Below are 24,817 nucleotides of genomic sequence, written 5' to 3'. Positions count from 1 at the left end.
TCACTCGAGCGCGACCTCGTTCTCCCAGAGGCCGTGCAGGTTGCAGTAGCTGAGCGCGTAGAGCTTGCCCTTCTTGCTCGTCCTGAAGAAGAAGACCGCCCTCGGCTCGGTCAGCGGGTCGCTGTGGTTGGTGAAGGCAACCCTGCCGACGAGAATCGGGAAGTTCTCCCCCTCGGGGTGGAAGTAGAGCTCAATCCACGCTATGTGGTGCTCCGGGGTGTTCGGGTGCGGTATCTCCTTGCCAACGCTGACCTCGACCCTGACGAGGTCGCCCTCCTTCTCGTACTCTATAACGGGGACGTGCTTCTCCCCCTTCCAGTCTCCACTCTTTACCGTTTCGCTCAGCATCTCAACCACCTCACTCTATCTTTTCAAACTGGTCCTTGGGCGCACCGCAGAGCGGGCAGACCCAATCCTCGGGAAGGTCTTCAAACTTGGTTCCGGGCTCTATCCCGTTGTCCGGGTCGCCCTCGTCCTCATCGTAGATGTATCCACAGATTATGCATCTCCACTTTGCCACTTCTTTCACCATTCTACTGTTGGCACTTCGGCCTTATAAGGTTTGTGGTTCAAACCTGTGAAATGGAAAAGCGGAGGAATCACTCAAAGACCACGAACTTTTCGCCCGGCAGACCGCACACGGGACAGCGCTCCGGGGCCTCGTCGACCGCCGTGTACCCGCAAACCGGGCAGATATAGACCTTCTTAACCTCGATGTCCTCGCCCTTCGCAACCGTCTCCTTGGCCTTCTCGTAAAGCTCGGCGTGGAGCTTCTCGGCCTCAAGGGCGTAGTGTGTGCTCCTGACGGCCTCATTCTCACCTTGGAACTCGGCGGCGTTCTTGTAAACGGGGTACATCTCCTCGACCTCAAAGGTCTCGCCCGCTATGGCCTCCTTCAGGTTCTCCTCGGTCTTTCCGAGCTTGCCCAAAGCTATGAAGTGGTTCTTCGCGTGGACGAACTCCGCGTAGGCTATCGCTCTAAAAAGCTTGGCAACCTTCGGAAAGCCCTCCTTCTCGGCCTGCTCGGCAAAAATCAGGTACTTCATGTGGGCCATGCTCTCGCCTGCGAAGGCGTCCTCCAAAAACTTCTTAGTCATAGCTCTCTCAACGGGCATGGAAAACACCGTACTGAGATGGAAGTGAAAGTATATAACACTTTTCGAACCGGAAGTTCCAAAAGCCGAACAAAGTTTGCAGGGATTCCAGGGGGAAGAGGGACTTGAACAAGAAAGATGAAATAATGGTGGAAGGGGCTCAAGAGGCCCACTCGACGAGCTTCCTGACGGCTTCCCTCAGTTTGGCCTCGTCCTCCTCGGTCGGCATTCCCTTGCTCTCGACGGTAGCTACGTGGTCGAACTTGCTCCTCGTTATCAGCGTCTCTATCTTCCTTCCTGCAACTCCGCCCCAGCCGTACGCTCCGACGATTAGGACGGGCTTCTCGTAGTTGGCCTTGTCGAGCATCTCGAAGAGCGTATAGCGTATGCGCGGGTGTATCTCAGCCTCAAAGGTCGATGCACCGATTACGATGGCTTCCGCGCTCGGAACCTCGCCGAGGATGTCGCTGACGGCGGGAGCCTCCCTGTCGGTGAAGCGGTAAACTACCGGCTTCTTTCCGAGCTTCTTAAGCTCGTCGAGCACTATCTCCATTCTCCGCTCGACGAAGCCGTACATCGAGTCGTAGACGACGAGAACCTTGTCCTTCTCGGGAACGCCGGCCCCGACGCGCTCGTAGAACTCGAAGATTCTCTTCGGATTGTGGCACCACGCTATTCCGTGCCCGGGTAGAATCATCCTGGCATCGTCAACGATTCCGAGGTTCTTGAGCTTCTTGAGGTTCTGGACGATGTACTTGTGGTAGTGGCCGATGACGGTGACGATGTACTTGGTGACGTAAGGCAGATAGCGCTGAACGACCTCCTCGTCGCTGTCGTCTATGGTTTCGGGAATCGAGTAGCCACCGCCGGCGTCACAGCTGAATATCAGCTTGTCCTCGACGACGTAGGTTATCATCGTGTCCGGCCAGTGGAGCCAGGGGACGGTGATGAAGCGGAAGGTCTTTCCGCCGATGCTCATCTCCTCGCCGTCCTTAACGACCTTGAAGTTCTTGACGACGTCTTTTCCGTAGAAGCCCTCGAGCAGGTTCCTCGCGAAGGCCGTTCCGATGACCTGGGCTTTATAGTTGTTGGCCTTGAGAACTTTTGGCAGTGCCCCGCTGTGGTCCGGCTCGGTGTGGTGGACGATGATGTGCGTTATCTCCTCCGGATTCACGAGTTCCTTCAGCTTTTCGAGGAACAGGTCGGCGTAGTCCGCCTTGGTCGTGTCGAAGAGCACAACCGCGTCCTTCAGCTTCATCAGATAGGCGTTGTAGGTTATCCCCTCGGGGATGTACCAGGTTGCCTCGAAGTACTTAATCTCATCATCGTCAATCCTGATGATGTAGAGCTCCGGGTCGGTGCAGAGCTTCTCAACTCTGGCCTTCACCATGACTATCACCGATTTTAGTTCGGTTTTCCGAATAAAAAGGTTTTCACGCGAGAAGGGGGAGCTTTGGTTTTCGGAACTATTCTTGCACCGGCCTCAGAATCACGAGGTAGTAGGGAAACCGCACCCTCGAGAGAACGACCTCAAAGCCATCAAGCTCAATCAGCTCCTCTCGCGGAATCTTCTCCTCCCTCGGCGGACCGCGCTCCGAGTCGGGGCACCACTCGATTACGAGAACGTAGTCCGCCCTCGACGCCCACCTCAAATAACCCCGCCAGTCACCGACCTCGTGGAGCGAGAGGGAAAAAAGCAACGAGGTTTGGCCTCTCCGGAAGCTCGGGCGGTTTCTCGGAGAGGATTACCTCAACGTTCGCGATGCCCCTGCACTCGATGTTCCCCTGCAGTAGCTCTGCCATCTTCGGGTTCGCTTCGACCGCGTAAACCCTCTCAAAGACCCACGAGAGCGGGACGGTGAGGTAGCCGGTCCCCGCTCCAACGTCAACGGCAACCTTTCGCTCCATCTTCAGGACCAGTAGATAGCGCAGTATCTCCTTTACCGGAAGCGTCCTCCTGCGCTCGGGGTTGTCGAGAGCGTCCGCGAAGGCGGGATTGAAGGGCATGGCCATCACGTCAGGTAGAGTATCGCCAGCGTTAGGAGGTAGAGAAGCATCACGCTCCTGAAGACGCTCCAGCCGAGCTTTTTGATGTCCTCTATCTTGGCCACGTAAGTGGTGTCCTTCAGGTTCCTCAAGAGTCTAATTGTTGGCTCGATGAGAGCTATTGCAAGGTAGGGGTTGTAGAGAACCACGATGAAAGCGGGAAGCCAGGCTATCAGCGGGTACTTCCGCGGGAACTTCCTGAAGGCGAGCTTCGTTTCCACATAAGCGGCTCCAATGGCCTCGTAGTAAGCCAGTAGGAACCAGAAGACGAGGACCTTGTCCGTGAAGGGCTTACCTGCTACGGCCGGAGCGAAGAGGGCCGGGACGGCCGGCAGTAGATTGCCGAGCGCATACGTTACCGGGTTCTTCCAGCCCTTCGCCCGGGAGAATGCGAAGTGAAGGGCGAAGATGACGCCGACGATGGCGAGGGGAATGACGAGTTCATCGACCGTTCCCCAGTAGAGAGCAGGGAGGAGATACGCCAGACCGTTGAGCCCCAGCGCGACGGCCATATCCCTGAGCTTCCAAGCGCGGTAGGAGTCGAAGGCGTAGTCGAAGGTGAAGAACGTTAACAGAGCGACGGCGAGGCCGATTAGCCAGCCCCTCAGGTCGGCACCGCTGAGGAGTAAGCCGCCAATCATGGCGAGGATTATCGTTCCTCCAGCTCCGGGCTCCCTCGGAACCCTAAAGATTCTCATCTCAGCTCCCTCCTGACCTCGTCCCTAATCGGCTTCAGAGCTTTTGCGTACTTTTCAAGCCTCGCGAAGAAGCGCTCAACCCTCTCGCGGTGCTTCTCGTCCTTCAGCTCGTCTCCCTCGAAAAGCTCGCCCACGTTGTAGAAGAGCACCCACGAGACGGGTAGCATGCGGTAGTTCGTCGCGAGGAGCTTTAACTCCTGCAGGAGCCTCGCCCCACCGGTGACGCTCGAAACGGTGACGATTCCAACTGGCAACCCCTCGTACTCCTCGAAGAGGGTATCGAGCAGAATCTTCAGCTCCCCGGGAAAACCGCCGTTGTACTCTGGGGCAACGATGATTAGGGCGTCGGCCTCGATTATCTTCCGCCGGTAGTCCTCGACCTCGGGCGGGACCTTCCAGCGGTGGGTGTGGCAGAGTTTATAGTCTCGAACGTCTATAAGCTCTGTCTCAAAGCGCTCCTTCGCTTTCCTGAGGAGATACCTCGCAACCCTCTCGCTTTCCCTGCCCTCTCTCCCCGTTCCGAGGACTATCTTAACCTTCATAGCAACACCGAGAAGAGTACCGTTATGCGTTTAAAGACCTTATGGGGCAAAAATGGGGAGGGAAACCCTTTAAGTTCTCCCGCGATTCTTCAAACGGTGTTCAGATGGAAACAAAATCCCAGCTCGCCGTTGCTTTCCTGTTCGTTTTGATGCTCCCCGCGATACGCTTAGTGCATGCAACTCCTATTGGGTCCCTGTGCGGTCCTCACTCGGTTCTCGCCCCCACCGAATACTGCACATTTTACCCCTTCATCAAGGTTGGCCATAACGATGCGATTATAGACCTCTCCTGGGACGCCCTCGGTCCGGGAATGTCAGGCCTGCCGACGCCGAGCATGGTCGGGGACTACTACTTCTACTTCAAGGACGGAAGGCTCTACTACCTCGGAAACACCACCGGGGCGTATGAGCTGTTCTACATCTTCCGCGACGGCCGATGGTATCTGAGCGATGGGAGAGTTATCTACTCCGAAAAGCCCTGCATCGTGGGGAACGTCACGATTCCCGAGGAAATCAGAAAGGAGCTGTGTTCGTGCGACAACGTCTCGATAAAGTCAAAGTCGTACCCAGTCGTTTTGAACGGCTCCACGCTGAAGATTATTGGGGTTGATTTTACCTACCTTATTAAAGTGCCACCTACGGGGAACCTAACGCTCTCTCTGAGGCTTCCTGAAAACTTCTCCCTCGAACTTCCGCCGAACGTTACCCTGAGGGCGGTTTTCTTGGGCAGGGGCGTTCTAATCTACACCCGCCCGGGGCGATACGACACTCCCCTGGACTGGGACGAAGTTAGGGTTCTCTACTACGACGGGAACAGGCTGGAAGTCCTGAACTTCACCAGGGGCTTCGAAAACAGACTGCCCGTCTGTAAAAGCCCCACAAAGGGAGAAAATGGGAATAAGTTCCTCCTAATCGGCGTCCTTCTCCTGGGGGTTGGGGCACTGAAAATAAGGGAAATCAGGCGAAGGTAACGCTCCTGTCCTTCAGTGAGCGGTTGAGCAGGTCGGCGTGCTCGAGGGTAACCTGGTACTCGGCGAGCTTCTCGAGCTTGAGCCCCTCGCCGTCGAGGATTATCTTGTTGACGTAGACCTTGCCCTCGTCGAAGCCGACGGTGTAGACGAAGAGGTCCTTCTTGCTAAGGTACTCCTTAATCTTCTCGTCCTTGAGGGCTTCGCTGAGTCCGCCAGCGGCAAAAATCCTGACGTGGACTACGAATGCTCCAGGAACGTCCTTCTCGGCGAACTGCCTGAGGGTCTCGACGAATATCTCCTTAGTTTCCTCTATCGGAGTCTCACCGCCGAACTGGAGGACTGTGACCTGAGGAGCGAACTCCTTGACGCGCTCGGCGAGCTCGGCCTCCTTGCCCCTCTCGGCGAGGAAGTGATAGGTAACGCCCCCGCTGAGGGTTATGAAGGTCGCCTCGGTCGCGGTCGCTATGCTGGAGCAGATGATGTTCTTACTTGCCACGACGGCAACCTTGTTGAGGCCAAGGTCCGCCAGTGCCTTCCCAACGAGCCTTCCTGTCAGGGCCCTAAGGTAAATCTCCTCCTCAAAGGTCGTCTTCGCCATCTTAACTCACCTCCCTACCCATTTATGTGGGTTTGTTCTCGATACTGACCAGTGGTGTTCTGAGATATAACTTTTTCGGTTTCCCTAATGAACTTTTGGTAGACTAACCTAAAACATCTCTGGCGGAACGACGAAATTTCCCATAATTTTCGGGAAGAAATTGACGTTTTGATTATACAAAGATGTGTTTTTGGAGAACTGCCAAGGAAACACCCAAATACATTCACTCTGACGGCCCGGTTTGGAGGTTCGATGGATAAACTTATAAGGTTCGAAAACAAGAAAGAATGAGGTGGTATCATGCTGAGCGAAAGGATGCTCAAAGCTTTGAACGAACAGCTCAACAAGGAGCTCTTCTCGGCCTACTTCTACCTCGGAATCGCGGCCTACTTCAAGGAGAATGGCCTCGACGGTTTTGCCAGCTGGATGGAGGCGCAGGCCGAGGAGGAACTTGGTCACGCGATGAAGTTCTACGACTACATCTTCAACAGAGGCGGAAGAGTTGAGCTTGAGAGGATTGAGAAGCCCAAGCAGGACTTCGAGAGCCCGCTCAAGGCCTTCGAGGCGGTTTACCTCCACGAGGTCGGCGTTACGCAGTCCATCTTCAAGCTCGTTGACTTGACCGAGGAGGAGAAGGACAGGGCAACATACCAGTTCCTCCAGTGGTTCGTCGAGGAGCAGGTCGAGGAGGAAGCGAGCACAAAGGCGATAGTGGACAAGCTGAAGATAATCGGCGACAATCCGCACGGCCTCTTCATGCTCGACAGGGAGCTGGGCGCGAGGAAAGCTCAGCTGAGAACGCTCTTAGCCCGGGGTGGGTGAGTTGATTCTCGTCTTCGGCGGGACGGGCTTCATCGGCTCCTTCGTTTCTTCCCGTCTTTCCGGGGTTGACGAAGTAGTTCTCGCCGTCAGGAGACCGGTTGAGGGCTTCAAAACCGTCCGCTTTTCCGAACATGCCGAGATACCGGCCATAATCGAGGAGCTGAACCCCGACGTGGTGGTCAACTTCATAGGGGTTCTCAGGGGCGATTATTGGGTGGCTCACGTGGAGATTCCACGGCTTATCGCTGAAGGCGCGAGAAGAACTGGCTCGCGGTTGATTCACACGAGCGCCCTTGGAGCGGACGAGAACTCAAGGATTCCTTACTTCAGGACGAAGGCCCTCGGCGAGAGAGCAGTGAAGGAAGTTAAAAACCACGCGATAGTGAGGCCCTCGCTCGTCCTCGGTTCGGGACAGATGCTCTTCCGCGATGCCATGCGATTTAAGGTCTTTCCGAACCTGAAAACGCCCGTCCAGCCGATTGATTTGAGGGATTTGGCCGGGCTTTACATCAAACTCGTGGAGGGCAAAAAGGGCGAGTTCAACGCCTGCGGAGGGAAAGTTATTTCGCTCGGCGAGCTCGTGAGGAAAGTTATGGAAACGGCCAAGAGAAAAGTGCACCTCTTTCCGGCTCCGGAGCCAATCCTAAGGCTCCTCTGGAGGCTTGACGGGTCTCTCCTCATGGCTTTAACCGAGAACACCTGCGAAAGGAACGACGCCCTCAAACTTTTGGGAGCGCTCAGGAGCCTCGACGAATCAGTTCAGTGGACTGCGGAGGGGTTGAGGTGAAATATGACTTAGCGAGCTACGTCTATGAACCCATCAACGGTCTCCTCGAAAGGCCGACCGGGATAAAAAAAGCTCGAAAGAAGCTGATTTCCCAGGCTAAAGGTAGAGTCCTTGAGCTGGGCGTGGGAACGGGCCTGAACCTTCCGCTCTACAGAAACGTTGAGGAAGTTATCGGCCTCGACATCAGCAGAAAAATGCTCAAGAAAGCGAGAAGAAAAAGGGCCGAAGTCCAGGTTAAGCTGATTCAAGCGGACGCAAGAGACCTCCCATTCCCGGATAGGAGCTTCGACACCATCGTCTCGACGTTCTTCCTCTGCGTCGTCCCTGAGAAGGAAAAGGTTATTCAAGAGATAAAGCGGGTTCTAAAGCCGAACGGCTTTCTCCTCGCGATGGAGTGCTCCCCGCCGGAGAACCGGGCGTTCAGGGCGTTGCTCTCAGGGGTAAGTGTTTTAACCTCAAGGCTCACGGGAACGGATTTCAGAATAGACCTCCCAGCGCTCTTTCGGAGGGAAGGCTTCAACGTTGAGGAGGAAGGGCTCGTCAACGGTGCCGTGAGGCTCATCAGAGCCTCTCCAGAACGAGAATGAACGCTATCCTCGGGAAGAGCCATCGGAGGCCTTTCGCCCTAAAGCCCCTCTTCTCGAACTCTCCCCTAAGTTCCTCCGGCGAGGGGAATGCGTCTATCGAGTTGACAAGGTGTTCGTAGGCTTTTCCGTTACCGGTGGTCAGCTTCCCGATGATGGGAACAACCGTTCTCGTGTATAGCCATGCCATCTTCCCGAGAAGCGAGGGATTCTTTGAGAATTCCAGTATTACGAGCCTTCCGCCAGGCTTCAGAACGCGGTGGAGTTCCTCGATTGCCCGCTCCCTGTCGGAGAAGTTCCTGAGGCCGAAGGCGACGCTGACTATATCAAAGCTCCCATCTGGATAGGGCATCTCCTCGGCAGTTCCGACGCTCAGCCTCGCGAAGGGGACCTTTCTCCTCGCTATCCTGAGCATCTCCTCACTGCAGTCGAGGCCGTAGAACTCGCCAGACAGGTTTTTCTTTTCAAGCCTCTTCCTCATGCAGAGCATCATGTCCCCGGTTCCGCAGGCCACGTCGAGGATTTTTAACGGCCTTTCGCGGACCTCAAGGGACTTCAAAACCTCCTCGCAGGCCTTTTTCCTCCACAGCCTGTCGAGACCGAGGCTTATCAGCCTGTTGGTTAAATCGTAGCGCTCCGCGATGCTGTCAAAGAGCTCCTTTACCAAGCTCCTCCCTCCCAAGCGTTTTCTTTATCTTCGCGGGCCTTCCGCCTATGAGGTAGACCCTGTCGGCGACCTTGAAGAGCTCCTCGAGCTGGTGCGAGACGACAAGAACACCTTTTCCAGAATTGGCTAATTCCCGAATTATGGAAAGAAGTTCTTCTTTGGAGCGCGCGTCGAGGCCGGTAAAGGGTTCGTCCAGAATCAGGACGTCGAAGTCCATGAGCAGGGCGCGCAGGAGAGAAGTTTTTCTCCTCGTCCCCCCGCTCACTTCCTTTGGATAGAGGTCGAGGTAGTTCTCCAGGCCGAGTCTCTCGACGTATTCGAGCCTGCACTCCCTTCCCCTGAAGCGGGCCGGCAGGCAGACGTTGTCCCTCAGCCTCTTCCAGGGGAGAAGGTAGTCCTCCTGATAGAGGACGGAGGGGTTCTTCACAAAGACCTCGCCCGAGTCCGGGTTCTCCACTCCGGCCAGAATTTTCACGAGGGTGCTCTTTCCCGTCCCGTTCGGCCCGATGAGGCCGACCACCTCGCCGGCCCGAACCTCAAGGCTAACCCCGTCGAGTATGGGCTCGCTGAAGGACTTTCTAAGGTTCCTCACCAGTACCAGCCTTTCACCCATTCCTCGAGCCTCCTCAGGAGCAACTGGTCGAGGGCTATCATAAGCGCTATGAGAAGCAGTGCCCACGCGAAGACTCCAGCTTTAATTCCCAAATCGTAGGAGTAGACGAGCTGGTAGCCGATTCCGCCGGCGGAGCCAAAGGCCTCGGCAACGACGCTTATCCTGAGCGCTATTCCCAAAGCAACTCTGCCTGCCGAAACCATCTCGGGGAGCGTTCCCGGGACGATGAAGTGCCGGTAGAGCTGAAGCTTTGAGGGTTTGAGCAGGACCACCAGCGGGCGGTATTTTTCTACCACCTTTTCGCTCGAGCTCACTCCAGCCGAAAGCAGTGCCGGGAAGGACGCCATCGCGGTGACCAGTATCGTCGCGATTGAACTCGTAACGCCGAAGAGCATTATGAAGACTATCGTCCAGACGAGGACCGAGACGCTCTGGAGGAAGACGTTTAAAGCGTTCAGAAAGTCCCTGAAGGCCCCTGAGTAGAGCGCCAGAAGCATCGCGAGGCCCGTCAGAATGGAAGCGACCAGAAAGCCGGAGAAGCTGTGGTAGAGCGTCAGCAGAAGCGAGGAGAGGATTAGGGAAAGCCCGACCTCGCGGTAGAACGCTAAAGTCTCAGCTGGGGTGGGGATTAGGGCTGGATACAGGTGGGACAGGACGAGCCACGAGGCCAGTGCAAAGAGGAAAAGGTAGAGCCAGCCCCTCATGCTCAACCCCTGTAGAAGATGTCGAGGTTCTCGGGGTTCTCCTTGAGGTAGCCCCCGAGGTAGGCTAACTTCCACTCGCTCTTGATGCCCCTTATCAGCTCATCGTTGAGCCTCTCGTCGTTGACCTCCGTTCTGTTGTAGAGAATGTCCAGCGTTTTTTCATCGAGGTGGTAGAGCTTTCCGAGGATTTCCTTCGTCTCGGCGGGGTGAGTTTTCCAGAACTGGGCGCTCTCAATCTGGGCCTTTATGAAAGCATCAACCAAATCCCTGTGCTCTTCGAGGAAGTCCTCCCTGACGACCCAGACGAGCATTACCGGAGGTCCCTGAACTATGCCGCGCTCCCTGGCCTCATTCCAGAGCCCTGAAAACGTCGCTATCACCGTGTAGTTCTTGGCCATAAGCTGGCTCACAATCGGCTCCCAGATTACGACGGCGTCAACGCTTTTGAGCGAGTCCTCAACCGAGCCGGGCGGGACGTTCACGACTGTGTAATCCTCTGGAGTGAGGTTGTAGAGGACCTTCATGTAAGCTTGAAAGAGCTTGAAGGTTCCAGAAGCGACGACGGCACCGATTTTCTTACCCTTCAGTTCTTCAGGCTTCATCTTTTCCTTTCCGATTATCGCCTGGTTCTGGAACATGTCAACGCCGATGATTTTAATCTTCACACCGCTCTGCGCCAATTTCGCCGCCATCTCAGCGGGAATGACCGCGAAGTCTGTCTCGCCCTTTTCGAGGGCCGCTATTATGTCGGGGGTCTTGCCGAGCCTGAGAACCTCGACATTGAAGCCGTTCTTCCTGTCGAAGCCCTTGGCCCCCATTACGTCGAGTGTGCTGATTCCTCCAAGCAGGGTCGCGGCTTTAACGGTGGGAAGCTCGTTGGTGTTCGTTGGTTTCGTCGAGTTCGAGCTTATGCAACCCGAAACCATCACAATCAGCCCGATTAGGAGCAACGCCAGAGCTTTTCTCATTCAAATCCCTCCTAAAAGCTTGTCCGCTATGGCCGAAAGCGTGAGGATTAGGCCGATTGGAATGTTGAGGTTGAAGGCCTTTGGAACGTTGTCAAGGCTCTTCCAGACGATTGCGTTCTCGTAGAGAATTAGAGCGCTCGAGACGAGCCAGCCGGCCAGATAAACCCAGCCGAGGCCGTAGAGGAATCCAGCCAGGCCAAAGAGGACTATAGCGAGAAGATGGAAGGCGAGGGCAATTTTGAGGGCCTTCTCTATGCCAAACCTCGCGGGAATGCTTCCGACGCCGTGCTTAACGTCGAACTCGTAGTCCATTATCGCGTATATCGTGTCGAAGCCGGCCACCCAGAAGAGGACGCCGAAGAAGAACGCCCAGGGAATCCGCGCGAAGACCTCAGTAATGGGAGCGTTTCCAGCGACGGCTATCGTTCCGCCCGCAACGGCCAGGGCGAGGGTCAGGCCGAGGTGGAGATGGGGGAAGCTGTGCTTCCTCTTTGCCCCAGAGTAGCTCATCGCTATCAACCAGGGAACAGGACTCAGTAAAGCGGTCCAGCGGTTTAATAGGACTGCCGAGACGAAGTAGAGTACCGAGCCAACGACGACGAGCCACCAGGCGTCGCTCACTTTCACGGTTCCCTTAATCAGCGGTCTGTTCCACGTCCTCGGGTTCTGGCTGTCTATGTCGAGGTCGGCTATGTTGTTGTATGCTAAAGCAGAAGTCCTGAGTCCGAGCAGGGCAAGGCTCATCAGGATTAGCTCCCTCAGGGTTACAGGGAAACCGCTGAGGAAAGCGCCGACGTAGGCGTAGGGCAGGCTGAAGAGGGTGTGCTCTATCCTGACGAGCCTCATCAGCGCGTGAAACCTGTTGGCTTCCCTTACTTCTCCGGGGTCAAAGGCCATCGCTACCACCGAGGTATTTCACGAATAAGCCTTCGAGCCTTTCAAGGACTTCGGGGTCTTCTTTAACCTCCTCAACGACCCTGCCGTCCATCTCCTCAGGGAGCTTTCTGGTAGCGTCTATGCCGAGCTTGCTCCCGAGGGGTGGCCTCGGAACGGCCGGGTCGAGCGCGTCTGTGTGGGCGTGCGGGATTATTAAAACGTCCCGCTCGGGGTTCACGAAGGAAGCTATTGCCCATATCACCTGGTTTATGTCGTGGGGGTTGATGTCGTCGCTGACAACCACTATAGCCTTCGTCAGCGCCATCTGCCCCGTTCCCCAGAGCGCGTTGAGAACCTTCTTTCCGTGCCCAGGGTAGCGCTTCTTTATCGAGACTATCGCCACACCCTGGAAGACGCCATATTCTGGGAAGTTCACATCGACGACCTCCGGCAAAACGACCCTCATCAACGGGAGGAAAATCCTCTCGATGGCCTTTCCGATTACGGCATCTTCCAATGGCGGTTTCCCGACGACGGAGCCGTAGTAAATCGGGTTGTCGCGGTAGTAAACCCTCTCTGCGTGGAAAACGGGGTAGAGCTCGTTCCTCTCGCTCGGCTTATCGTAGAAGCCGAAGTGGTCGCCGAAGGGACCCTCCTCGCTCAGTTCGTCAACCTGAACGTAGCCCTCTATGACCGCTTCCGCGTTTGCCGGAACGAGGACGCCGTTGGGCAGTCGGTAAAGTTCTAAACCCGAACCGCGAACGAAGCCCGCGAAGAGGAGCTTGTCCATAGGATAGGGAACGGGAGAAACTGCCGTCAGGAGAGTGCCTATATCGGAGCCAATCGCTATCGCGACCGGCATTCTACCGTCGTTCCTCTCGATGTAATCGTGCCAGGCCTGACTCCCGCGCTTGTGAACCTGCCAGTGAACAACTCCCCTCTCGCCGTCGAGGAGCATGACGCGGTAGACGCTGATTGAATTCACGCCTCTCGGGTCCGAGAAGCAGACGAGCGGGTAGGTGAGGTAGCGCGAGGCATCTTTCGGCCAGGTTTTGAAGGCCGGAACGAAGTTCAGGGGCTCGTCTTCCACCACGTTCCTCGTGAACTCCGCTTTCCTCACGAGCTTAGGCAGGTAGTTGCTCAGCTCCCTGAGCTTCCCCAGCGAGGAGAGCTTGTCGGCAAAACCCAGGGGCAGGCTTTCCATTAGCTTTAGCGGTCTCTCGCCGATTTCCTCAAGCCTTTCAACGCCGAGGGCTTCCCTAACGGTCTCAACGCTCGTGAAGAGGTTTCCCGCTACTCTCCACTCCGGATAACCCTTGACGCGCTCGAAGAGAACCGCACCGGCCTTTTGATACATCGCCCTCCTCAGAAACGCGGGAATCTCAAGCTCGGGCGAAAGCTCCTCCTCGACTCTAATCAGCTCGCCTCTCGCTTCAAGCCATTCCAGATAGTCGCGCACGTCCCTCATGGAAGCACCTCCGGGAGAACCCTCAAAACCCTTTCCCCGTTGCACTCCATCACCTTAAGCTTAACCCCGTAAAGCCCGCTCAAAAGCTCCTCCGACAGGACCTCCGAGGGCTTTCCTTCAGCCACTATCCTTCCGTTCCTCATTAGGATGACTCTGTCGGCGAAAAGGTAGGCTAAGTTGGGGTCGTGGAGAACCGCCAGAACACCCACCCCATCTCTCGCGAGCCTCTTAACGGTCCCGAGGACGAGGAGGGCGTTCTTGAGGTCGAGCTCGCTCGTCGGCTCGTCGAGGAGGAGGTATTTCGGCGACGTCATCATCGCCCTCGCGAGGAGGAGAAGCCTTTTCTGTCCCCCGCTCAGGGCGGTGTAGGGCTTTTGCCGATAGGCATCGAGGCCGAAGTGTTTGAGCAACCTTTCAGCCCTTTCCCTGTGCTCCCTCCCGGGCGAGCCGAAGGCCCCGAGTTCGGGGGTTGCCCCGAGGAGGACGAAGTCGAGAACCCTGAAGGGAAATGTCGGGACGTGGTTCTGGGGAACGTAGCCGAGCAGTTTCGCCCTTTCCCTGGGAGACAGCCTTAGAACGTCCCTTCCGTCGGCGAAGACGCGCCCCTTCTCGGGCCTCAACAGGCCGTAGATTAACCTCAGGAGCGTGCTCTTTCCCGCGCCGTTCGGCCCGATTAGGGCGACGAACTCACCCGTCTCAACCTCCAGGCCAACCCCCTCGATTCCAAAGTCCCCGTAGGAGTACGAGAGGTTTTCAGCCCTCAGCATCGAGCTTTGCCTCCATCTCCCTTACCTTCTCCATGAAGTCGAAGTCTTTAGCCTTATCGACCTCGCCCCGCCTGAAGTGCTTCCCGAACCAGTCGTAATACAATAGAGTCCTCCTCACGAATGCCTTAACGTCCTCCTCCCTGTAAAGGCTCTTGCTTTCGAGTTTCTCTCCCAAAACGGCATAAAACCTCCTCATCTTCCTCCTGTCCTCGTCACTGAGCCTTTCAACGTCAACCTCGCCCCCGATGAGCGTTCCGTAGAAGGGCGGAACCTCAAAGGCCTCTATCAGTGGCTGGGAGTAGGCTATCCCCCCGTGGAGCTTCCCCATGAAGACCGAGCCTGCCAAATGCATCGCCACCAGAAAGAACACCTTTGGAACGTCTTCAAGCTCCTCCCGGTGCTCGCTTATCCAGTCCGTCAAATCCCAGTGGGGGCCGTCGCGGTAAACGGGTGCACTCATGACGACCAAATCGTAGCCCCTCGGCGAGGGGTTCTCATTAACCTCCCTGACTTCCACTTCGTGGCCTTCCTCCTCGAAGAGCTTCTTAGCCAATTTTACGGCCCTTTCGGTCGTTCCGTAGCGGGTCGTGTAAACGATGAGAATCCTCAACTCCAACCACCTCCGGTTTTTCTGAGGAGATACGCGAAGAATGGAACACCCACGAGGGTCGTTATTATCCCTACTGGGATGTCCCCCGGGAGAAGGCGGACTATCACATCCGCCAGGACCATGACGGTTATTCCAATCGAGATTGTTGCGGGGATTAGCTTCGAGTGCTCGGGCCCGACGAGCATTCTCGCCGTGTGAGGGACTATCAGCCCTACCCAGCCAATTATGCCCGTGAAGGAAATCACGAGGGCCGTTAGGAGGGCCGACAGGAACACGAAAATCCCTCTCCAGAGGGAGACGTTCAGGCCGAGGATTTCCGCCTCGTCGCCGAGGCTCATGGCGTTCAGGTTCCAGCGGAGGAGATAGAGGAGCACGGCTATGAGGACGACTCCGGGTAGGGAATAAACCACCATCTTCCACGTTGAGTTCGCCAAGCTTCCCATCAGCCAGATGACTAAACCGGATAAGCTCTCGCTCGGGAGGAGCAGTTCGAGGAGGTAAAGCAGGGCGGAGAAAAGGGCAGTGACTATTATTCCGCCAAGGATTAGCGAGACGGTAGAAACTTTGCCGTTGACGCGTGCAAGGTAATAGGCCAAGAAAACCGCCAAGAGGCCGAAGAGGAGCGCGAGCGGTGCGAGGCCGACGAAGGGAAGAAAAGCGACGGCCAGTGCCGCGCCGAAGGCCACTCCCGATGCCACGCCCAGAATGTAGGTATCGACGAGCGGGTTTCTGAAAACCGCCTGAAGGGTCATTCCGCCCAGGCTCAGGGCCATTCCTGCCGAGACCCCCATAAGAGTTCTCGGAAGCCTGATTTCCCATATTACAGCCCTGGCTAATCCATCAAGGTGGAGCGGGTTGGTCGGGTAGCTACCCACGAAGACCCCGAGGAGCACCGCCACCACCGGAAGGATTACCAGAGTCAGTTCTTTCTTCATCTCAAACACCGCAGAGCGAGTAGAGTTCCTTTGCGACCCGTTCCCACTTCGGAAAGGCCCTTCCATGAACAAATCTCCCGAGCTGGTAGATTCCGGGAATTATGCGGGGACTCCAGCGCATGAAGCTCTCAAGGTCGAGGGCCGAGCCGACTATGTGCACGTTTCCGAGCTGAACGGCTTCGATTGCCCTCCACTCGGCCGAGTCGAGGATTTCGTCCCTTATCTCTTCCATCTTCTCCCTGTCCGTCATTATGCTCGTGAGCAGGAAGAGGTGCTCCGCATCGCCGAAGGCCCTGAAGAAGCGCTCCTTTTTTACCGGATAGACCTTCCGCCTTGTCCGTATCCTCTCGCCGAGGTTCATCGCCCCGGCTTTTCTAACCGCGTCGCTCAGAACGTTGGTCCTCGTTACGACGTTGAAGTTCCGGTAGGTGAGCAGGACTTTGGGCCTCTCCTCGATGGCTTCAGTTATCTCGCCCAGCCTCGTCAGGTGCCTCTCATAGAACCCGCCAAGCTTTGAAAAGTCGCCCCTCGTTAGCTCGGCTATCCTCCTGCTCGCCTCGACCAGTCCCTCGACTGTTTCAAAGTCAATCAGCTCGACCCTCGCGCCCATACGCTCCCCAAAGGCCCTCAACTCGTCCCCGGAATGCAGGTTCTCAACCTCGAAGTCGAGGATAAGGTCCGGCCTAAGCTCCTCCAGAACGTCCCAGTAGGTCTTTTTGCTCCGCTTGAGGTACTTCCCGATGACAGGCTTATCCTTCAGCTCCGGCAGGCAGGGGTCGAGCCTAATTTCCTCGTTCACCCCGACTATCTCCCCGACTTTCCCGACGAGTTTAACGATTTCCGCGAGACTCGCTGGAAAGACCGCTATCATCGTCCCACCCCAAAAGGAGAATCAGGAGAGGCCGTAGAACCTCTTCAGGAATTCCTTAGCTTTTTCGTTCCAGTCTGGATAGTAGTCCGGGTAGATTGCCTTGCCGATGACCCAGATTCCCACCGCCAAGCGCGGGCTCCAGCGGAGGAAGGAGTCCTTACCCATGTCCGCCCTGAGGATTACGACGTTGCCCTCTTTTACAGCTTTTATGCCCCTCCAGGCCTCGTCGCTGAGCATCTCCTCCCGGAGCTTCTCGACCTGGTCGTAAGGCGTTACGGCGCTCGTCAGGAGGATTACGACGTCGGCGTCGCGGTAGCTCGCGATTATCTTCTCCCTGTCCATCGGGACCCTAACCGGTGTGTAACCGTTGAAGGTCAGGTTCACGAGGTAGTCCGCCCCAACGAGCCTGACTGCCTGAGCAAGGACGTCGTTGCCGTTGACGATGTAGAGCTTGCCCATTATCGGCTGTATCATTACCACCTTTTTCCTCTTCTCCGCTGGAATCTTTGAGGCTATGGCCCGAACTCCCTTCACCTGCTCGTTGAAGTAGTCGTCGAAGGCTCTGGCCTCTTTCTCCCTTCCGAAGAGCTCGCCGAGGAGTGAAACGGCTCTGGGTATGTCCTCAAGTTTGTCCTCTCTCAGCAGGATGACGGGTATTCCGTAGCTGGCGGAGCGGTTGAGGAGCTCGTCAACGTTGTAGAACTTCTTCAGGTCGAGGTCGATGATTAGGTCGGGCTTTAGGGCTAAAACCTTCTCCCAGTCGTCAATCTTGAGCCTCGCGCCGACGACGGTCTTGTTCTTCAGGCTTTCGCCCAGCAGGGCGTCGTACTGGGCTTCCTTTGGAATACCGACGACCTGGTCGCTCGCGTTGAGGAGCTGGATTATTTCGAGGGCGGAAGTCGAGAGAACGACCGCCCGCTGAACCGGAACTTTGACAGTAACGTTCCTTCCCGAGAAGTCCTTCACGGTTACCTCGTTCATTACTTTGCTTGAGGTTCCGGTTGAGTTGCCCACGCAACCGGCCGAAACGACCGCGAGGAGAAGAACGACCGACAGGATTAGACCGCTCCACCTCATCTTCACCACCTCAAATCGGCTTTTGCCCTCCAAAGGTTCTGATTGGAAGGTTCAGCCCGAGTTCGCCGGCGAGCCTGAGGTATGAGCCGGGCTCGTACGGACAGGCCGGGTCTTCGGCGAGAGGGTTTAAGCTATAGGCGTAGGCCCTCGCCCTGCTTCCCCCGCAGATTTCCCTGAACTCACACTTTCCACACCGCCCCTCGAACTCGGCCGAGCGGAGCTTTTTCATCAGCTCGCCCTCCCTGTAAATCTCGACCAAACTTTTCTCGCGGACGTTGCCGACGCTGAAGGGCAGGAAACCGCTCGGGTAGACGTTGCCGTTGTAGGCGATGAAAACGATTCCCTTCCCGTCGCGCGTCCCCATCGTCTGCGCCCTCGCCTCTTCACCTTTGCCGAGAAGCTCAACGAGCCTTTTCTTCAGCCGGAAGTAGAGTTTCCCTGGCTTAAGAACCTCGTCGGGGTCGAGTCCCTTCTCCTCAAGGGCTTTCCTCATTATTGCCACTCGCCTGAACATCGGACCCTCGGTGGTCCTCACGAGGAGGTGCTTCGAGGCCTCGTAGAGGAAGTGCGTGACGTCCTCCCACTCCTCCGGCCTTAGGTCGCTCTCGAAGTTGCCTCTCCCGGTCGGAACGAGGTAGAAGACCTCCCAGATTTCGACGCCGAGGTCTTTGAGGAGCTTCACCATCTCGGGCAAGCCCTCAACGGTCTCGCGCATCACAACCGTGTTCACCTGAACGCTTAGGCCGTGTTTCAGGAACTCCTTGATGGCCCAGACGGTTTTCTCCCACGTCCCTTCTATGCCCCTGATTGCGTCGTGGACATCTGGAAATGGGCTGTCGAGGCTTATACTGACGGCCTTAACCCCGCTCTCCGCGATTCTCTCGATTGTTTCCTCGGTCAGGAGAGGTGTCACGGCAGGGGCGAGGCCCACCCTTACGCCCTTCTCAACGGCGTACTCGATGAGCTCGAAGATGTCCTTCCTCATGAGCGGGTCGCCACCGGTGAGAATGAGTATCGGGTAGGGCCTTCCGAAGTCGGTGAGGGAATCGATGAGGGCCTTTCCTTCCTTGGTGCTCAGCTCGCCCGGCAGTGCCTGGAGTATCGCCTCCGCTCTGCAGTGCTTGCACTTGAGTTGGCAGGCCTTCGTCGTCTCCCAGAAGACGAGGACCGGCTTCCGGTCGTAGGGCCAGCCGGTAGATTTGCCTCTGTGCATTTCGACCACCGTCTTTAGTTTCCAAAAAGAACTTTGCTGTAACGAATTATAAACTTTTCCCTAAAAAAGTTCGAATATCGAAAGAAGGAAAGGGAACTAATAGTAGCCCTCTGCCTCGGTGACCTTCCCGCCGAACATCTTGTAGACGTAGAGGGTGTAGGTCATGATGATTACCGCCAGGATTACTGAGACTCCAAGGACCGCCTGGAGCGTCAGTGGCGACGCTGCGAGGTCGTGTATGCTGAGCTTGAAGTTCGGGTCGGTGGTCGAGATGACCCAGTAGGGGTACATCGTGTAGTAGATTAACCCGACGACCAGCGGGAAGGCCAGCCAGCTGATGTAGAATGCCAGCTTGTCGACGCCCTTCTTGATGAGGTAGCCGTCGAGCAGTCCCGCGACGAGGATTACGACCGTCAGGAAGAGTCCGAGTGGGGTCATGAGCCTCTCGAACCTCAGCGGGGCCCAGATTTTCATGCCGATTACCGTCAGGAGCAGGAAGACCACTGTAAGCACCCAGAATGTGAAGGCGTACTTTCTCATGGTCTCCTGGAGCTTTCCTGTGGTCTTGTAGGCGCCCCAGTTGGCCCCGTGCCAGGTCACGGCGAAGAGCACGAAGAGGCCAACTATGAGCGGGTACGGCCTGAAGAGCGTCAGCAGTGAGCCGTGGAAGCCCTTGGCGTCGATGGGGATTCCCATGACGAGGTTGCCGACTATGACGCCAATGACGAGCGGGATTAACGCGCTGACGAGGGCGAAGAGCTTGTCCCAGAGGTCCTTGTTCTTGTTCCTGAACTCAAAGCCGACGGCGCGGAATATGAACAGGAACGCGAGCAACCAGACCGCGAGGTAGAACGTGCTGAAGAGCGTCGCGTAGAGCGCCGGCCACATCGCGAAGAGCCCTGCACCCCAGGTGATGAACCAGACTTCGTTGCCGTCCCAGACCGGCGCGATGGTGTTAACGAGGACGTCCCTGTCCCTCTGGTTCTTAATGAAGGCGAGGAGCGTTCCTATTCCAAGGTCGAAGCCGTCAAACGCTAAGTACATTCCAAGGAGGAAGGCGGAAAAGTAAAACCAGGCAGTCGCGTAGTCCATCACTGACCACCTCCCGCGGTGCTAACGGCGGGGACCGGCTTCGCGGTGACGTCGCCCTCAACGGGCTCGGGACCTTCTCTGATGAGCTTCCTGACGAAGTGGAGCCAGATGTAGAACAGTATGCTGTACACGACGACGAACGCTATCAGCGTAATCAGCACGCTTGTTGCTGAAACGTTTGGCGAGATTCCAGTGTTAGTTGTTACCATTCCCCAGACCATCCACGGCATTCTGCCGACCTCGTGGGTGAACCAGCCGGCCTCGCCCGCGAGCCACGGAAGCGGGACGGTAACGACGAGCACCTTGAGGAACCAGCGGGCGTCGTAGAGCTTGCCGAGCAGGAGGAGGAGCACTCCAATACCTCCGATGGCTATGAAGAGCGTTCCAAGGCCGACCATGACGCGGTAGGCGTAGAACATGAACGCCACCGGCAGGGCGTCCTCAAGGACCTTGACCATCTTCTCGTTGGCCTGCGGGTCGTTGGGGTCGATTCCATATGCCTGCATGAGGCTGTCTATGACCTGCTTCTTGACCTGCTCGTTCTCGTAGTTGGGGTTGTTGAGAACCTGCTCGTACCAGACGTACTTGGCCGCGTCGTGGAGGCCGAGCACCTGCGCGTTCCAGTCACCGAAGGCAAGCCAGCTCAGCAGTTTGGGAATCTCGATGGCGTACTTGACCTGCTGGTTCTTCTCGTCAACGATTCCGAAGACCACCATCGGCGCACCCTTCTCTGTGTGGAAGAGGCCCTCGTCGGCGGCGAGCTTCGTCGGCTGGTACTTGGCTATGACCATACCCTCCTCGTGGCCGGTCGGGTAGAGCTGGATTACCGAGCTTATTGCGAGAACGACTATGCCGAGGGCGAGCGCGCTCCTCGCGACCTGGACGTGCCTCTTCTTGAGCAGGTAGTAGGCGCTGACCGCGACGACTATGTAGGCACCGGTGAGGATTGCGGAATTTATTGTGTGGGTGTACTGGCTGACCAAGAGCGGGTTAAAGACGGCCTTCATGAAGTCGGTCAGCTCGGCCCTGGGGCCGAGGGGCGTGTCCTTGATGATGTAGGCTGTCGGTGTCTGTTGCCAGCTGTTGGCGATGAGAATCCACAGGCCGGAGAGGCTCGAACCGATGAACACGAAGAACGACGAAATCCAGGTTATGGCCCTCGGGAGCCTGTCCATACCAAAAAGAAGCACGCCGAGGAACGTCGACTCGAGGGCGAAGGCGAAGAGACCCTCAAGCATCAGTGGAGGACCGAATATTGAGCCGACGAAGACCGAGTAGTTGGCCCAGTTTGCTCCGAACTCGAACTCCATGACTATTCCCGTTGGGACACCGAGGACGAAGAAAACCCCAAGCCACTTGCTGAAGAACTTCGCCGCCTTGTGCCACTGCTCCTCGTTGGTTATAGCCGCCATGGTCCAGAGCAGGAAGACCATGAAGGCCATTCCTATGCTCGCGGGCACGAAAATCCAGTGGTAACCCGCGGTCAGGGCGAACTGTATTCTCGACAGCAGTACCGGGTCCATAGCGAACCACCCCTTAGTTCATCCTTCAAACTGAACTTACCGGGAAACAAACTTATAATGTTTTCGGAGCATCTAATTAAAGTAATGTTTTCCTTTAAGCGAGAACATAAAAGAAAGAATTAAACTTTTGCTTTCGGACTGTTGACTGAAGGCATGCCGTGTCGGTGGAAAACCCAAATCATATAGGCTATTCCAAAGACCATACCTGGCACTACCCAGACAACGTTGTGCATCAAGAACGCAATCAGTACAAAGACAAATGCGAGCACTATTGCCACCAATCCGGCAAGGACCTCCTTACCAGTCTCCGCCTGTACTGCCATGACACCACCTCCTTTCGAATTCGGAACTTCGGTCTTATATCTCTTTCGGACGAGTCTTTTTCCGAACCTAATAGGTGCGATAATCAAAAGGGTTATATACCCCAAAACCTCACTCCAATTGGTAGAAGACCTGGAGGTGCACGCATGGCGAAGGTTCTGGTCCTCGGAGGAGGTACCGCCGGTCTCGTGGCGGCGCGCTATCTGAAGGCGGAAGCGGACAGACTCAAGCTTGACGTTGACGTGACGATGGTGACCGCGAGCGAGAGGCACTACATGCCACCGCTCTTCATGGAGGTCGCGCTCGGTTCCGCCGAGGGGCACGAGACGTGGGCGCCGATAAAGAACGCCGAGAAGGTCTACGGCTTCAAGGTTGACATCGATAGGGTTACCGAGATTGACCTCGATAACAGACAGGTAAAGACAGAGGGGGGAAAGGTTTACGACTACGATTACCTCGTCCTTGGCCTCGGCGTCAAGTACGTCTGGGACAAGTACAAGGGACTGGCCGAGCACGGCTACCACAACTTCACCCTTGAAGGGGCCCTTGAGCTGAGAAAGGCCCTCTATGAGTTCAAGGGGAAGAGAATAGTCATCTACACCCCCGAGGCCCCTCACCGCTGTGGCATCTATCCATACGAGATGGGCCTCAACCTCAGGATGTACTTCGAGCACCGCGGAATTGACGACGTCGAGATTACCGTCGTTCACCCGGACAAGGAGCCGGCCATCGGACTCGGCCCGGACCTCGTCAGGTTCTTCAGGAGGGAGATGGAGAAGGCCAGGGTGAACTTCATCAGGAACGAGGGGCACGTTGAGATAACACCGAACAAGGTCATCACCAAGAACGCCGAGGTTGAGTACGACCTCCTCATCAAGGTTCCGCCCATAGCGATTCCCGACGTCATGGCCTTCATGGCCGACGAGAAGGACCCGCGCTGGGCCAAGGTCAAGGGACCGGACTTCCGCTACCCCGGCTACGATGAGGTCTACGTCGTCAGCGAAGCAAGCATGCCACCGCTTGGACTCTTAACGGCCGGCGTTCCGCTCCACAACGCCTCGATAGTTTCCGCGACGAGCATACTCCACCAGATACACGGCGGGTTCCCGGTTGCAGAGTACGCCCCGACGATGTGCGTCGGCCACGGCTACAACACCGGTTTCATCGGCAACTGTGAGTACGAGTGGACCGGAAGCAAGTACAGGCGCGAGTGCTACCTTCTCTTCAAGAGCCCGCTGGTCAGGATGATGAAGGACTCCTTCTACAGGGGCTGGCTCGACAGTTTGAGGCTGTGAGGTGAGGAAGATGAGCGAGCTCAAGTTCACCCCCGAAGAGATTTCCGCCGTTAAGGAGCTGGTTGAGGTTGCCGTGGCTTTGAAGAAGAGCGGAACCCTTGGAATCCTCAAGGCCATGACCGAGAACGGGGACAAGCTCCTTGAGACCATAGCCGAGGAGAAGGTCGTCCTGAGGCTCACCGCGATAGGGAATTCTGCCCTCGAACCGGTCAGGGAGCTTGAGGTTGAGGACGTCAGAAAGCTCAGCTGGAACACGGAGGAACTCGTCAAAGCGTTGCTCAAGGCCCTCGCAGAGACCAACCCCAAGGAGGTTCCGAAGGTCGGAACGACGGGAGCGATTGGCTACCTCCGCGACGAGGACGTTCAGAAGGGACTTGGATTCCTCCTGACCCTCGCAAAGAACCTCGGCGCGGTTTTAAATGAGAAGTGACCATTTCATTTTCTTTTGGAGGTGAAACCTTGAGGGTTCTCTTCACCTACATGGGAGCGCCGACGACGCCCGACGAAGTTGAGGACTTCATATTCTGCTTTCTCTACGACGTGAGAAAGGATATAGGCCTCGACGTGCCCGGGGCAAAGGCGATAATCCGGGGCATAGCCAAGGCCCGCGCCCGGGCAGTTAGGGGCCACTACGCGGTTATGGGCGGGAAAAGTCCCCTCGTGGATTACATGCGTGAGATAGCCGGGCTGGTGAGCGAGAGAACTGGTCACGAAATAGCGCTCGGCATGTGCTATTCTAAACCCCTCCTCGAGGAGCTGAGCGACGGCTTCGACCTCGTCTTTCCGCTCTACCACGTTTACTCCAGCTCGACGACTGAAAGGTGCCTGCTCAAGGTCAGGGAGCTCTTCGGCGAGAGGCCCTACATCAGGGAGTGGTGGGGCAACGAAAGGTTCATCGCCTGGGTCAGGCACAACATCGAGAAGGGCTTAGCTGAGAGCGGTTTTGAGAACCCCTACGTTGTTCTAAGCGTCCACAGCCTGCCAAGGAAGGTCATCGAGAGGGGCGACCCCTACCTGAAAAGTCACACCGAGCTGGCGAAGAGGGTCATGAAGGCCTTTGACCTCGAGTGGGAGATGGCCTTCCAGAGCAGGTTCGGCAGAGGTGACTGGCTCGGGCCGGAGGTTCCGGAAGTCCTGGAAAGGCTCAGGGAGGAGGGCGTTGAGGAGGTTCTGGTTTACCCGCTCAGCTTCCTCGTTGAGAACGTCGAGACGCTTTACGAGCTCGACGTTGAATACCGGGAATTTGCTGAAAAGCTCGGGCTTAGGTTTTACCGGGCGAAGCTCGACCACAGGCACGATTACCTCATCTCGGCGATAGTCCAGGAGCTTAGGAGGTGGGAAGATGGGAAGGCTTAGCGACGCTTTCATAGCCTACGTCTTCGGCTTTGTCGGGGGAATTCCCCTGCTCCTCATGAAAGATACTGACGAGCTAACGAAGACTCACGCGGCTTATTCCAGCGTGGTGGGGTTTTTCTTCTGGATTGCCTTCATGGGAGCCTGGCACATGTACCCCGGCTACCCCGAGTTCGGCTGGTCGCTCTACGTCTTGGCCCTCTGGTACGTCTACGCCCTCTTCGGGGCCTGGAAGATGCTGAGGGGAGAAACCTACAGGATTCCCGGCATCGAGGGACTGGCCAAAAAGCTCATTAGGGCCCTTGCCCCAGCGGTGTGAGGG

The 24,817-nt window shown here is 56.6% G+C and carries 32 protein-coding genes; 8 read left to right on the top strand and 24 right to left on the bottom strand.

What is annotated here, in order from left to right; all coding sequences use genetic code 11:
• From CS910_RS08245 to CS910_RS08210, 8 genes are all read right to left on the bottom strand, one after another.
• Complete coding sequence (locus tag CS910_RS08245; protein WP_099211065.1) at nucleotides 1-348, bottom strand: class II SORL domain-containing protein; 348 nt, start codon at nucleotides 346-348, stop codon at nucleotides 1-3.
• A 10-nt stretch (nucleotides 349-358) separates the two neighbouring features.
• Entirely contained in the window at nucleotides 359-520 is a 162-nt protein-coding gene (gene rd / locus CS910_RS08240) for a rubredoxin (protein WP_099211063.1), read from the bottom strand.
• Nucleotides 521-599: 79 nt separating this feature from the next.
• Nucleotides 600-1,115: a rubrerythrin family protein gene (locus CS910_RS08235; RefSeq protein WP_099211061.1), complete on the bottom strand. Its 516-nt coding sequence runs from the start codon at nucleotides 1,113-1,115 to the stop codon at nucleotides 600-602.
• A gap of 139 nt (nucleotides 1,116-1,254) precedes the next feature.
• Complete coding sequence (locus CS910_RS08230) at nucleotides 1,255-2,484, bottom strand: FprA family A-type flavoprotein (protein ID WP_099211059.1); 1,230 nt, start codon at nucleotides 2,482-2,484, stop codon at nucleotides 1,255-1,257.
• A 76-nt stretch (nucleotides 2,485-2,560) separates the two neighbouring features.
• Nucleotides 2,561-2,746: a hypothetical protein gene (locus CS910_RS08225; protein WP_099211056.1), complete on the bottom strand. Its 186-nt coding sequence runs from the start codon at nucleotides 2,744-2,746 to the stop codon at nucleotides 2,561-2,563.
• Nucleotides 2,747-2,759: 13 nt separating this feature from the next.
• Entirely contained in the window at nucleotides 2,760-3,107 is a 348-nt protein-coding gene (locus CS910_RS08220; protein WP_145955395.1) for an rRNA adenine N-6-methyltransferase family protein, read from the bottom strand.
• Entirely contained in the window at nucleotides 3,107-3,838 is a 732-nt protein-coding gene (locus CS910_RS08215) for a hypothetical protein (protein ID WP_099211052.1), read from the bottom strand. The genes CS910_RS08220 and CS910_RS08215 overlap by 1 nt, the downstream gene beginning before the upstream one ends.
• Nucleotides 3,835-4,380, bottom strand: coding sequence for an NADPH-dependent FMN reductase (locus tag CS910_RS08210; protein ID WP_099211050.1), 546 nt, complete (start codon nucleotides 4,378-4,380; stop codon nucleotides 3,835-3,837). The genes CS910_RS08215 and CS910_RS08210 overlap by 4 nt, the downstream gene beginning before the upstream one ends.
• A 104-nt stretch (nucleotides 4,381-4,484) precedes the next feature.
• Between CS910_RS08210 and CS910_RS08205 the strand changes: the two genes are divergently transcribed.
• Nucleotides 4,485-5,351 (top strand): hypothetical protein, encoded by an 867-nt coding sequence (locus tag CS910_RS08205; protein ID WP_099211048.1) that lies wholly within the window; start codon nucleotides 4,485-4,487, stop codon nucleotides 5,349-5,351.
• Here CS910_RS08205 and CS910_RS08200 read toward each other — a convergent pair.
• Entirely contained in the window at nucleotides 5,338-5,949 is a 612-nt protein-coding gene (locus CS910_RS08200) for a hypothetical protein (protein ID WP_099211046.1), read from the bottom strand. The genes CS910_RS08205 and CS910_RS08200 overlap by 14 nt on opposite strands.
• A 300-nt stretch (nucleotides 5,950-6,249) precedes the next feature.
• Here CS910_RS08200 and CS910_RS08195 point away from each other — a divergent pair, with 300 nt between their 5' ends.
• From CS910_RS08195 to CS910_RS08185, 3 genes are read left to right on the top strand one after another with little or no spacing between them, the layout of a single operon-like run.
• Nucleotides 6,250-6,771 carry a ferritin gene (locus CS910_RS08195; protein WP_099211044.1) on the top strand — a complete coding sequence of 174 codons (522 nt, stop codon included), beginning with the start codon at nucleotides 6,250-6,252 and terminating at the stop codon, nucleotides 6,769-6,771.
• A 1-nt stretch (nucleotide 6,772) separates the two neighbouring features.
• Nucleotides 6,773-7,558, top strand: a complete 786-nt coding sequence (locus CS910_RS08190; protein WP_158523830.1) for an NAD-dependent epimerase/dehydratase family protein — start codon at nucleotides 6,773-6,775, stop codon at nucleotides 7,556-7,558.
• Nucleotides 7,555-8,145 (top strand): class I SAM-dependent methyltransferase, encoded by a 591-nt coding sequence (locus CS910_RS08185; RefSeq protein ID WP_158523829.1) that lies wholly within the window; start codon nucleotides 7,555-7,557, stop codon nucleotides 8,143-8,145. Before CS910_RS08190 ends, CS910_RS08185 begins: the two co-directional genes overlap by 4 nt.
• On the opposite strand, the gene ubiE is transcribed toward CS910_RS08185, so the two are convergent.
• From ubiE to CS910_RS08110, 15 genes are all read right to left on the bottom strand, one after another.
• Complete coding sequence (gene ubiE / locus CS910_RS08180) at nucleotides 8,120-8,809, bottom strand: bifunctional demethylmenaquinone methyltransferase/2-methoxy-6-polyprenyl-1,4-benzoquinol methylase UbiE (protein ID WP_099211038.1); 690 nt, start codon at nucleotides 8,807-8,809, stop codon at nucleotides 8,120-8,122. The two genes, CS910_RS08185 and ubiE, sit on opposite strands and share 26 nt — an antisense overlap.
• The gene (locus CS910_RS08175; protein WP_099212493.1) at nucleotides 8,790-9,422 is read right to left on the bottom strand and encodes an ATP-binding cassette domain-containing protein; all 633 of its coding nucleotides are present in this window, start codon (nucleotides 9,420-9,422) and stop codon (nucleotides 8,790-8,792) included. The genes ubiE and CS910_RS08175 overlap by 20 nt, the downstream gene beginning before the upstream one ends.
• Nucleotides 9,398-10,126 carry an ABC transporter permease gene (locus CS910_RS08170; RefSeq protein WP_099211035.1) on the bottom strand — a complete coding sequence of 243 codons (729 nt, stop codon included), beginning with the start codon at nucleotides 10,124-10,126 and terminating at the stop codon, nucleotides 9,398-9,400. Before CS910_RS08170 ends, CS910_RS08175 begins: the two co-directional genes overlap by 25 nt.
• A gap of 2 nt (nucleotides 10,127-10,128) precedes the next feature.
• The gene (locus CS910_RS08165; RefSeq protein WP_099211033.1) at nucleotides 10,129-11,094 is read right to left on the bottom strand and encodes an ABC transporter substrate-binding protein; all 966 of its coding nucleotides are present in this window, start codon (nucleotides 11,092-11,094) and stop codon (nucleotides 10,129-10,131) included.
• Nucleotides 11,095-11,991 carry a 4-hydroxybenzoate octaprenyltransferase gene (locus CS910_RS08160; RefSeq protein ID WP_099211031.1) on the bottom strand — a complete coding sequence of 299 codons (897 nt, stop codon included), beginning with the start codon at nucleotides 11,989-11,991 and terminating at the stop codon, nucleotides 11,095-11,097. It abuts the gene before it with no gap.
• A complete protein-coding gene (locus CS910_RS08155) occupies nucleotides 11,981-13,438 on the bottom strand; it encodes a UbiD family decarboxylase (RefSeq protein WP_099211029.1) in 1,458 nt (485 codons plus the stop codon). Before CS910_RS08155 ends, CS910_RS08160 begins: the two co-directional genes overlap by 11 nt.
• Nucleotides 13,435-14,205: an ABC transporter ATP-binding protein gene (locus CS910_RS08150; RefSeq protein WP_099211027.1), complete on the bottom strand. Its 771-nt coding sequence runs from the start codon at nucleotides 14,203-14,205 to the stop codon at nucleotides 13,435-13,437. The genes CS910_RS08155 and CS910_RS08150 overlap by 4 nt, the downstream gene beginning before the upstream one ends.
• Nucleotides 14,192-14,815: a flavodoxin domain-containing protein gene (locus CS910_RS11920; RefSeq protein ID WP_158523828.1), complete on the bottom strand. Its 624-nt coding sequence runs from the start codon at nucleotides 14,813-14,815 to the stop codon at nucleotides 14,192-14,194. Before CS910_RS11920 ends, CS910_RS08150 begins: the two co-directional genes overlap by 14 nt.
• Entirely contained in the window at nucleotides 14,812-15,750 is a 939-nt protein-coding gene (locus CS910_RS08140; RefSeq protein ID WP_099211025.1) for a FecCD family ABC transporter permease, read from the bottom strand. Before CS910_RS08140 ends, CS910_RS11920 begins: the two co-directional genes overlap by 4 nt.
• 1 nt (nucleotide 15,751) lies before the next feature.
• Nucleotides 15,752-16,621 (bottom strand): ABC transporter substrate-binding protein, encoded by an 870-nt coding sequence (locus CS910_RS08135; RefSeq protein ID WP_099211023.1) that lies wholly within the window; start codon nucleotides 16,619-16,621, stop codon nucleotides 15,752-15,754.
• A 21-nt stretch (nucleotides 16,622-16,642) separates the two neighbouring features.
• Nucleotides 16,643-17,698, bottom strand: coding sequence for an ABC transporter substrate-binding protein (locus CS910_RS08130; RefSeq protein ID WP_099211021.1), 1,056 nt, complete (start codon nucleotides 17,696-17,698; stop codon nucleotides 16,643-16,645).
• A 10-nt stretch (nucleotides 17,699-17,708) separates the two neighbouring features.
• Nucleotides 17,709-18,911 (bottom strand): TIGR04053 family radical SAM/SPASM domain-containing protein, encoded by a 1,203-nt coding sequence (locus CS910_RS08125; RefSeq protein ID WP_099211019.1) that lies wholly within the window; start codon nucleotides 18,909-18,911, stop codon nucleotides 17,709-17,711.
• 96 nt (nucleotides 18,912-19,007) lie between these two features.
• Entirely contained in the window at nucleotides 19,008-20,003 is a 996-nt protein-coding gene (gene cydB / locus CS910_RS08120; RefSeq protein WP_099211017.1) for a cytochrome d ubiquinol oxidase subunit II, read from the bottom strand.
• The gene (locus tag CS910_RS08115; RefSeq protein WP_099211015.1) at nucleotides 20,003-21,526 is read right to left on the bottom strand and encodes a cytochrome ubiquinol oxidase subunit I; all 1,524 of its coding nucleotides are present in this window, start codon (nucleotides 21,524-21,526) and stop codon (nucleotides 20,003-20,005) included. The genes cydB and CS910_RS08115 overlap by 1 nt, the downstream gene beginning before the upstream one ends.
• Before the next feature lie 119 nt (nucleotides 21,527-21,645).
• Entirely contained in the window at nucleotides 21,646-21,849 is a 204-nt protein-coding gene (locus tag CS910_RS08110) for a hypothetical protein (protein WP_099211012.1), read from the bottom strand.
• A 144-nt stretch (nucleotides 21,850-21,993) separates the two neighbouring features.
• Here CS910_RS08110 and CS910_RS08105 point away from each other — a divergent pair, with 144 nt between their 5' ends.
• From CS910_RS08105 to CS910_RS08090, 4 genes are read left to right on the top strand one after another with little or no spacing between them, the layout of a single operon-like run.
• Entirely contained in the window at nucleotides 21,994-23,142 is a 1,149-nt protein-coding gene (locus tag CS910_RS08105; RefSeq protein WP_099211010.1) for an NAD(P)/FAD-dependent oxidoreductase, read from the top strand.
• A 10-nt stretch (nucleotides 23,143-23,152) separates the two neighbouring features.
• Nucleotides 23,153-23,572, top strand: a complete 420-nt coding sequence (locus CS910_RS08100; RefSeq protein WP_099211008.1) for a DUF1641 domain-containing protein — start codon at nucleotides 23,153-23,155, stop codon at nucleotides 23,570-23,572.
• Nucleotides 23,573-23,601: 29 nt separating this feature from the next.
• The gene (hemH, locus tag CS910_RS08095) at nucleotides 23,602-24,498 is read left to right on the top strand and encodes a ferrochelatase (protein WP_099211006.1); all 897 of its coding nucleotides are present in this window, start codon (nucleotides 23,602-23,604) and stop codon (nucleotides 24,496-24,498) included.
• Complete coding sequence (locus CS910_RS08090; RefSeq protein WP_099211004.1) at nucleotides 24,485-24,814, top strand: hypothetical protein; 330 nt, start codon at nucleotides 24,485-24,487, stop codon at nucleotides 24,812-24,814. The genes hemH and CS910_RS08090 overlap by 14 nt, the downstream gene beginning before the upstream one ends.
• The last annotated feature ends 3 nt before the right edge of the window (nucleotides 24,815-24,817 follow it).

Origin of the sequence: Thermococcus henrietii, assembly GCF_900198835.1 — an archaeon.
GTDB lineage: Archaea > Methanobacteriota_B > Thermococci > Thermococcales > Thermococcaceae > Thermococcus > Thermococcus henrietii.
This window is presented reverse-complemented; position numbering and strand designations above follow the sequence as displayed.

Excerpts from the sequence above, each read along its gene's own strand:
- CS910_RS08110 (WP_099211012.1), bottom strand. The coding sequence starts at position 21,849 with ATGGCAGTACAGGCGGAGACTGGTAAGGAGGTCCTTGCCGGATTGGTG.
- CS910_RS08105 (WP_099211010.1), top strand. The coding sequence starts at position 21,994 with ATGGCGAAGGTTCTGGTCCTCGGAGGAGGTACCGCCGGTCTCGTGGCG.
- CS910_RS08235 (WP_099211061.1), bottom strand. The coding sequence starts at position 1,115 with ATGCCCGTTGAGAGAGCTATGACTAAGAAGTTTTTGGAGGACGCCTTC.
- CS910_RS08140 (WP_099211025.1), bottom strand. The coding sequence starts at position 15,750 with ATGAAGAAAGAACTGACTCTGGTAATCCTTCCGGTGGTGGCGGTGCTC.
- CS910_RS08100 (WP_099211008.1), top strand. The coding sequence starts at position 23,153 with ATGAGCGAGCTCAAGTTCACCCCCGAAGAGATTTCCGCCGTTAAGGAG.
- CS910_RS08230 (WP_099211059.1), bottom strand. The coding sequence starts at position 2,484 with ATGGTGAAGGCCAGAGTTGAGAAGCTCTGCACCGACCCGGAGCTCTAC.
- CS910_RS08155 (WP_099211029.1), bottom strand. The coding sequence starts at position 13,438 with ATGAGGGACGTGCGCGACTATCTGGAATGGCTTGAAGCGAGAGGCGAG.
- CS910_RS08090 (WP_099211004.1), top strand. The coding sequence starts at position 24,485 with ATGGGAAGGCTTAGCGACGCTTTCATAGCCTACGTCTTCGGCTTTGTC.
- CS910_RS08135 (WP_099211023.1), bottom strand. The coding sequence starts at position 16,621 with ATGATAGCGGTCTTTCCAGCGAGTCTCGCGGAAATCGTTAAACTCGTC.
- CS910_RS08215 (WP_099211052.1), bottom strand. The coding sequence starts at position 3,838 with ATGAGAATCTTTAGGGTTCCGAGGGAGCCCGGAGCTGGAGGAACGATA.
- cydB (WP_099211017.1), bottom strand. The coding sequence starts at position 20,003 with ATGGACTACGCGACTGCCTGGTTTTACTTTTCCGCCTTCCTCCTTGGA.
- CS910_RS08170 (WP_099211035.1), bottom strand. The coding sequence starts at position 10,126 with ATGAGGGGCTGGCTCTACCTTTTCCTCTTTGCACTGGCCTCGTGGCTC.
- CS910_RS08115 (WP_099211015.1), bottom strand. The coding sequence starts at position 21,526 with ATGGACCCGGTACTGCTGTCGAGAATACAGTTCGCCCTGACCGCGGGT.
- CS910_RS08130 (WP_099211021.1), bottom strand. The coding sequence starts at position 17,698 with ATGAGGTGGAGCGGTCTAATCCTGTCGGTCGTTCTTCTCCTCGCGGTC.
- CS910_RS08195 (WP_099211044.1), top strand. The coding sequence starts at position 6,250 with ATGCTGAGCGAAAGGATGCTCAAAGCTTTGAACGAACAGCTCAACAAG.
- CS910_RS08200 (WP_099211046.1), bottom strand. The coding sequence starts at position 5,949 with ATGGCGAAGACGACCTTTGAGGAGGAGATTTACCTTAGGGCCCTGACA.
- CS910_RS08220 (WP_145955395.1), bottom strand. The coding sequence starts at position 3,107 with ATGGCCATGCCCTTCAATCCCGCCTTCGCGGACGCTCTCGACAACCCC.
- CS910_RS08125 (WP_099211019.1), bottom strand. The coding sequence starts at position 18,911 with ATGCACAGAGGCAAATCTACCGGCTGGCCCTACGACCGGAAGCCGGTC.
- CS910_RS08165 (WP_099211033.1), bottom strand. The coding sequence starts at position 11,094 with ATGAGAAAAGCTCTGGCGTTGCTCCTAATCGGGCTGATTGTGATGGTT.
- CS910_RS08210 (WP_099211050.1), bottom strand. The coding sequence starts at position 4,380 with ATGAAGGTTAAGATAGTCCTCGGAACGGGGAGAGAGGGCAGGGAAAGC.
- CS910_RS08160 (WP_099211031.1), bottom strand. The coding sequence starts at position 11,991 with ATGGCCTTTGACCCCGGAGAAGTAAGGGAAGCCAACAGGTTTCACGCG.
- CS910_RS08175 (WP_099212493.1), bottom strand. The coding sequence starts at position 9,422 with ATGGGTGAAAGGCTGGTACTGGTGAGGAACCTTAGAAAGTCCTTCAGC.
- CS910_RS08150 (WP_099211027.1), bottom strand. The coding sequence starts at position 14,205 with ATGCTGAGGGCTGAAAACCTCTCGTACTCCTACGGGGACTTTGGAATC.
- CS910_RS08245 (WP_099211065.1), bottom strand. The coding sequence starts at position 348 with ATGCTGAGCGAAACGGTAAAGAGTGGAGACTGGAAGGGGGAGAAGCAC.
- CS910_RS08205 (WP_099211048.1), top strand. The coding sequence starts at position 4,485 with ATGGAAACAAAATCCCAGCTCGCCGTTGCTTTCCTGTTCGTTTTGATG.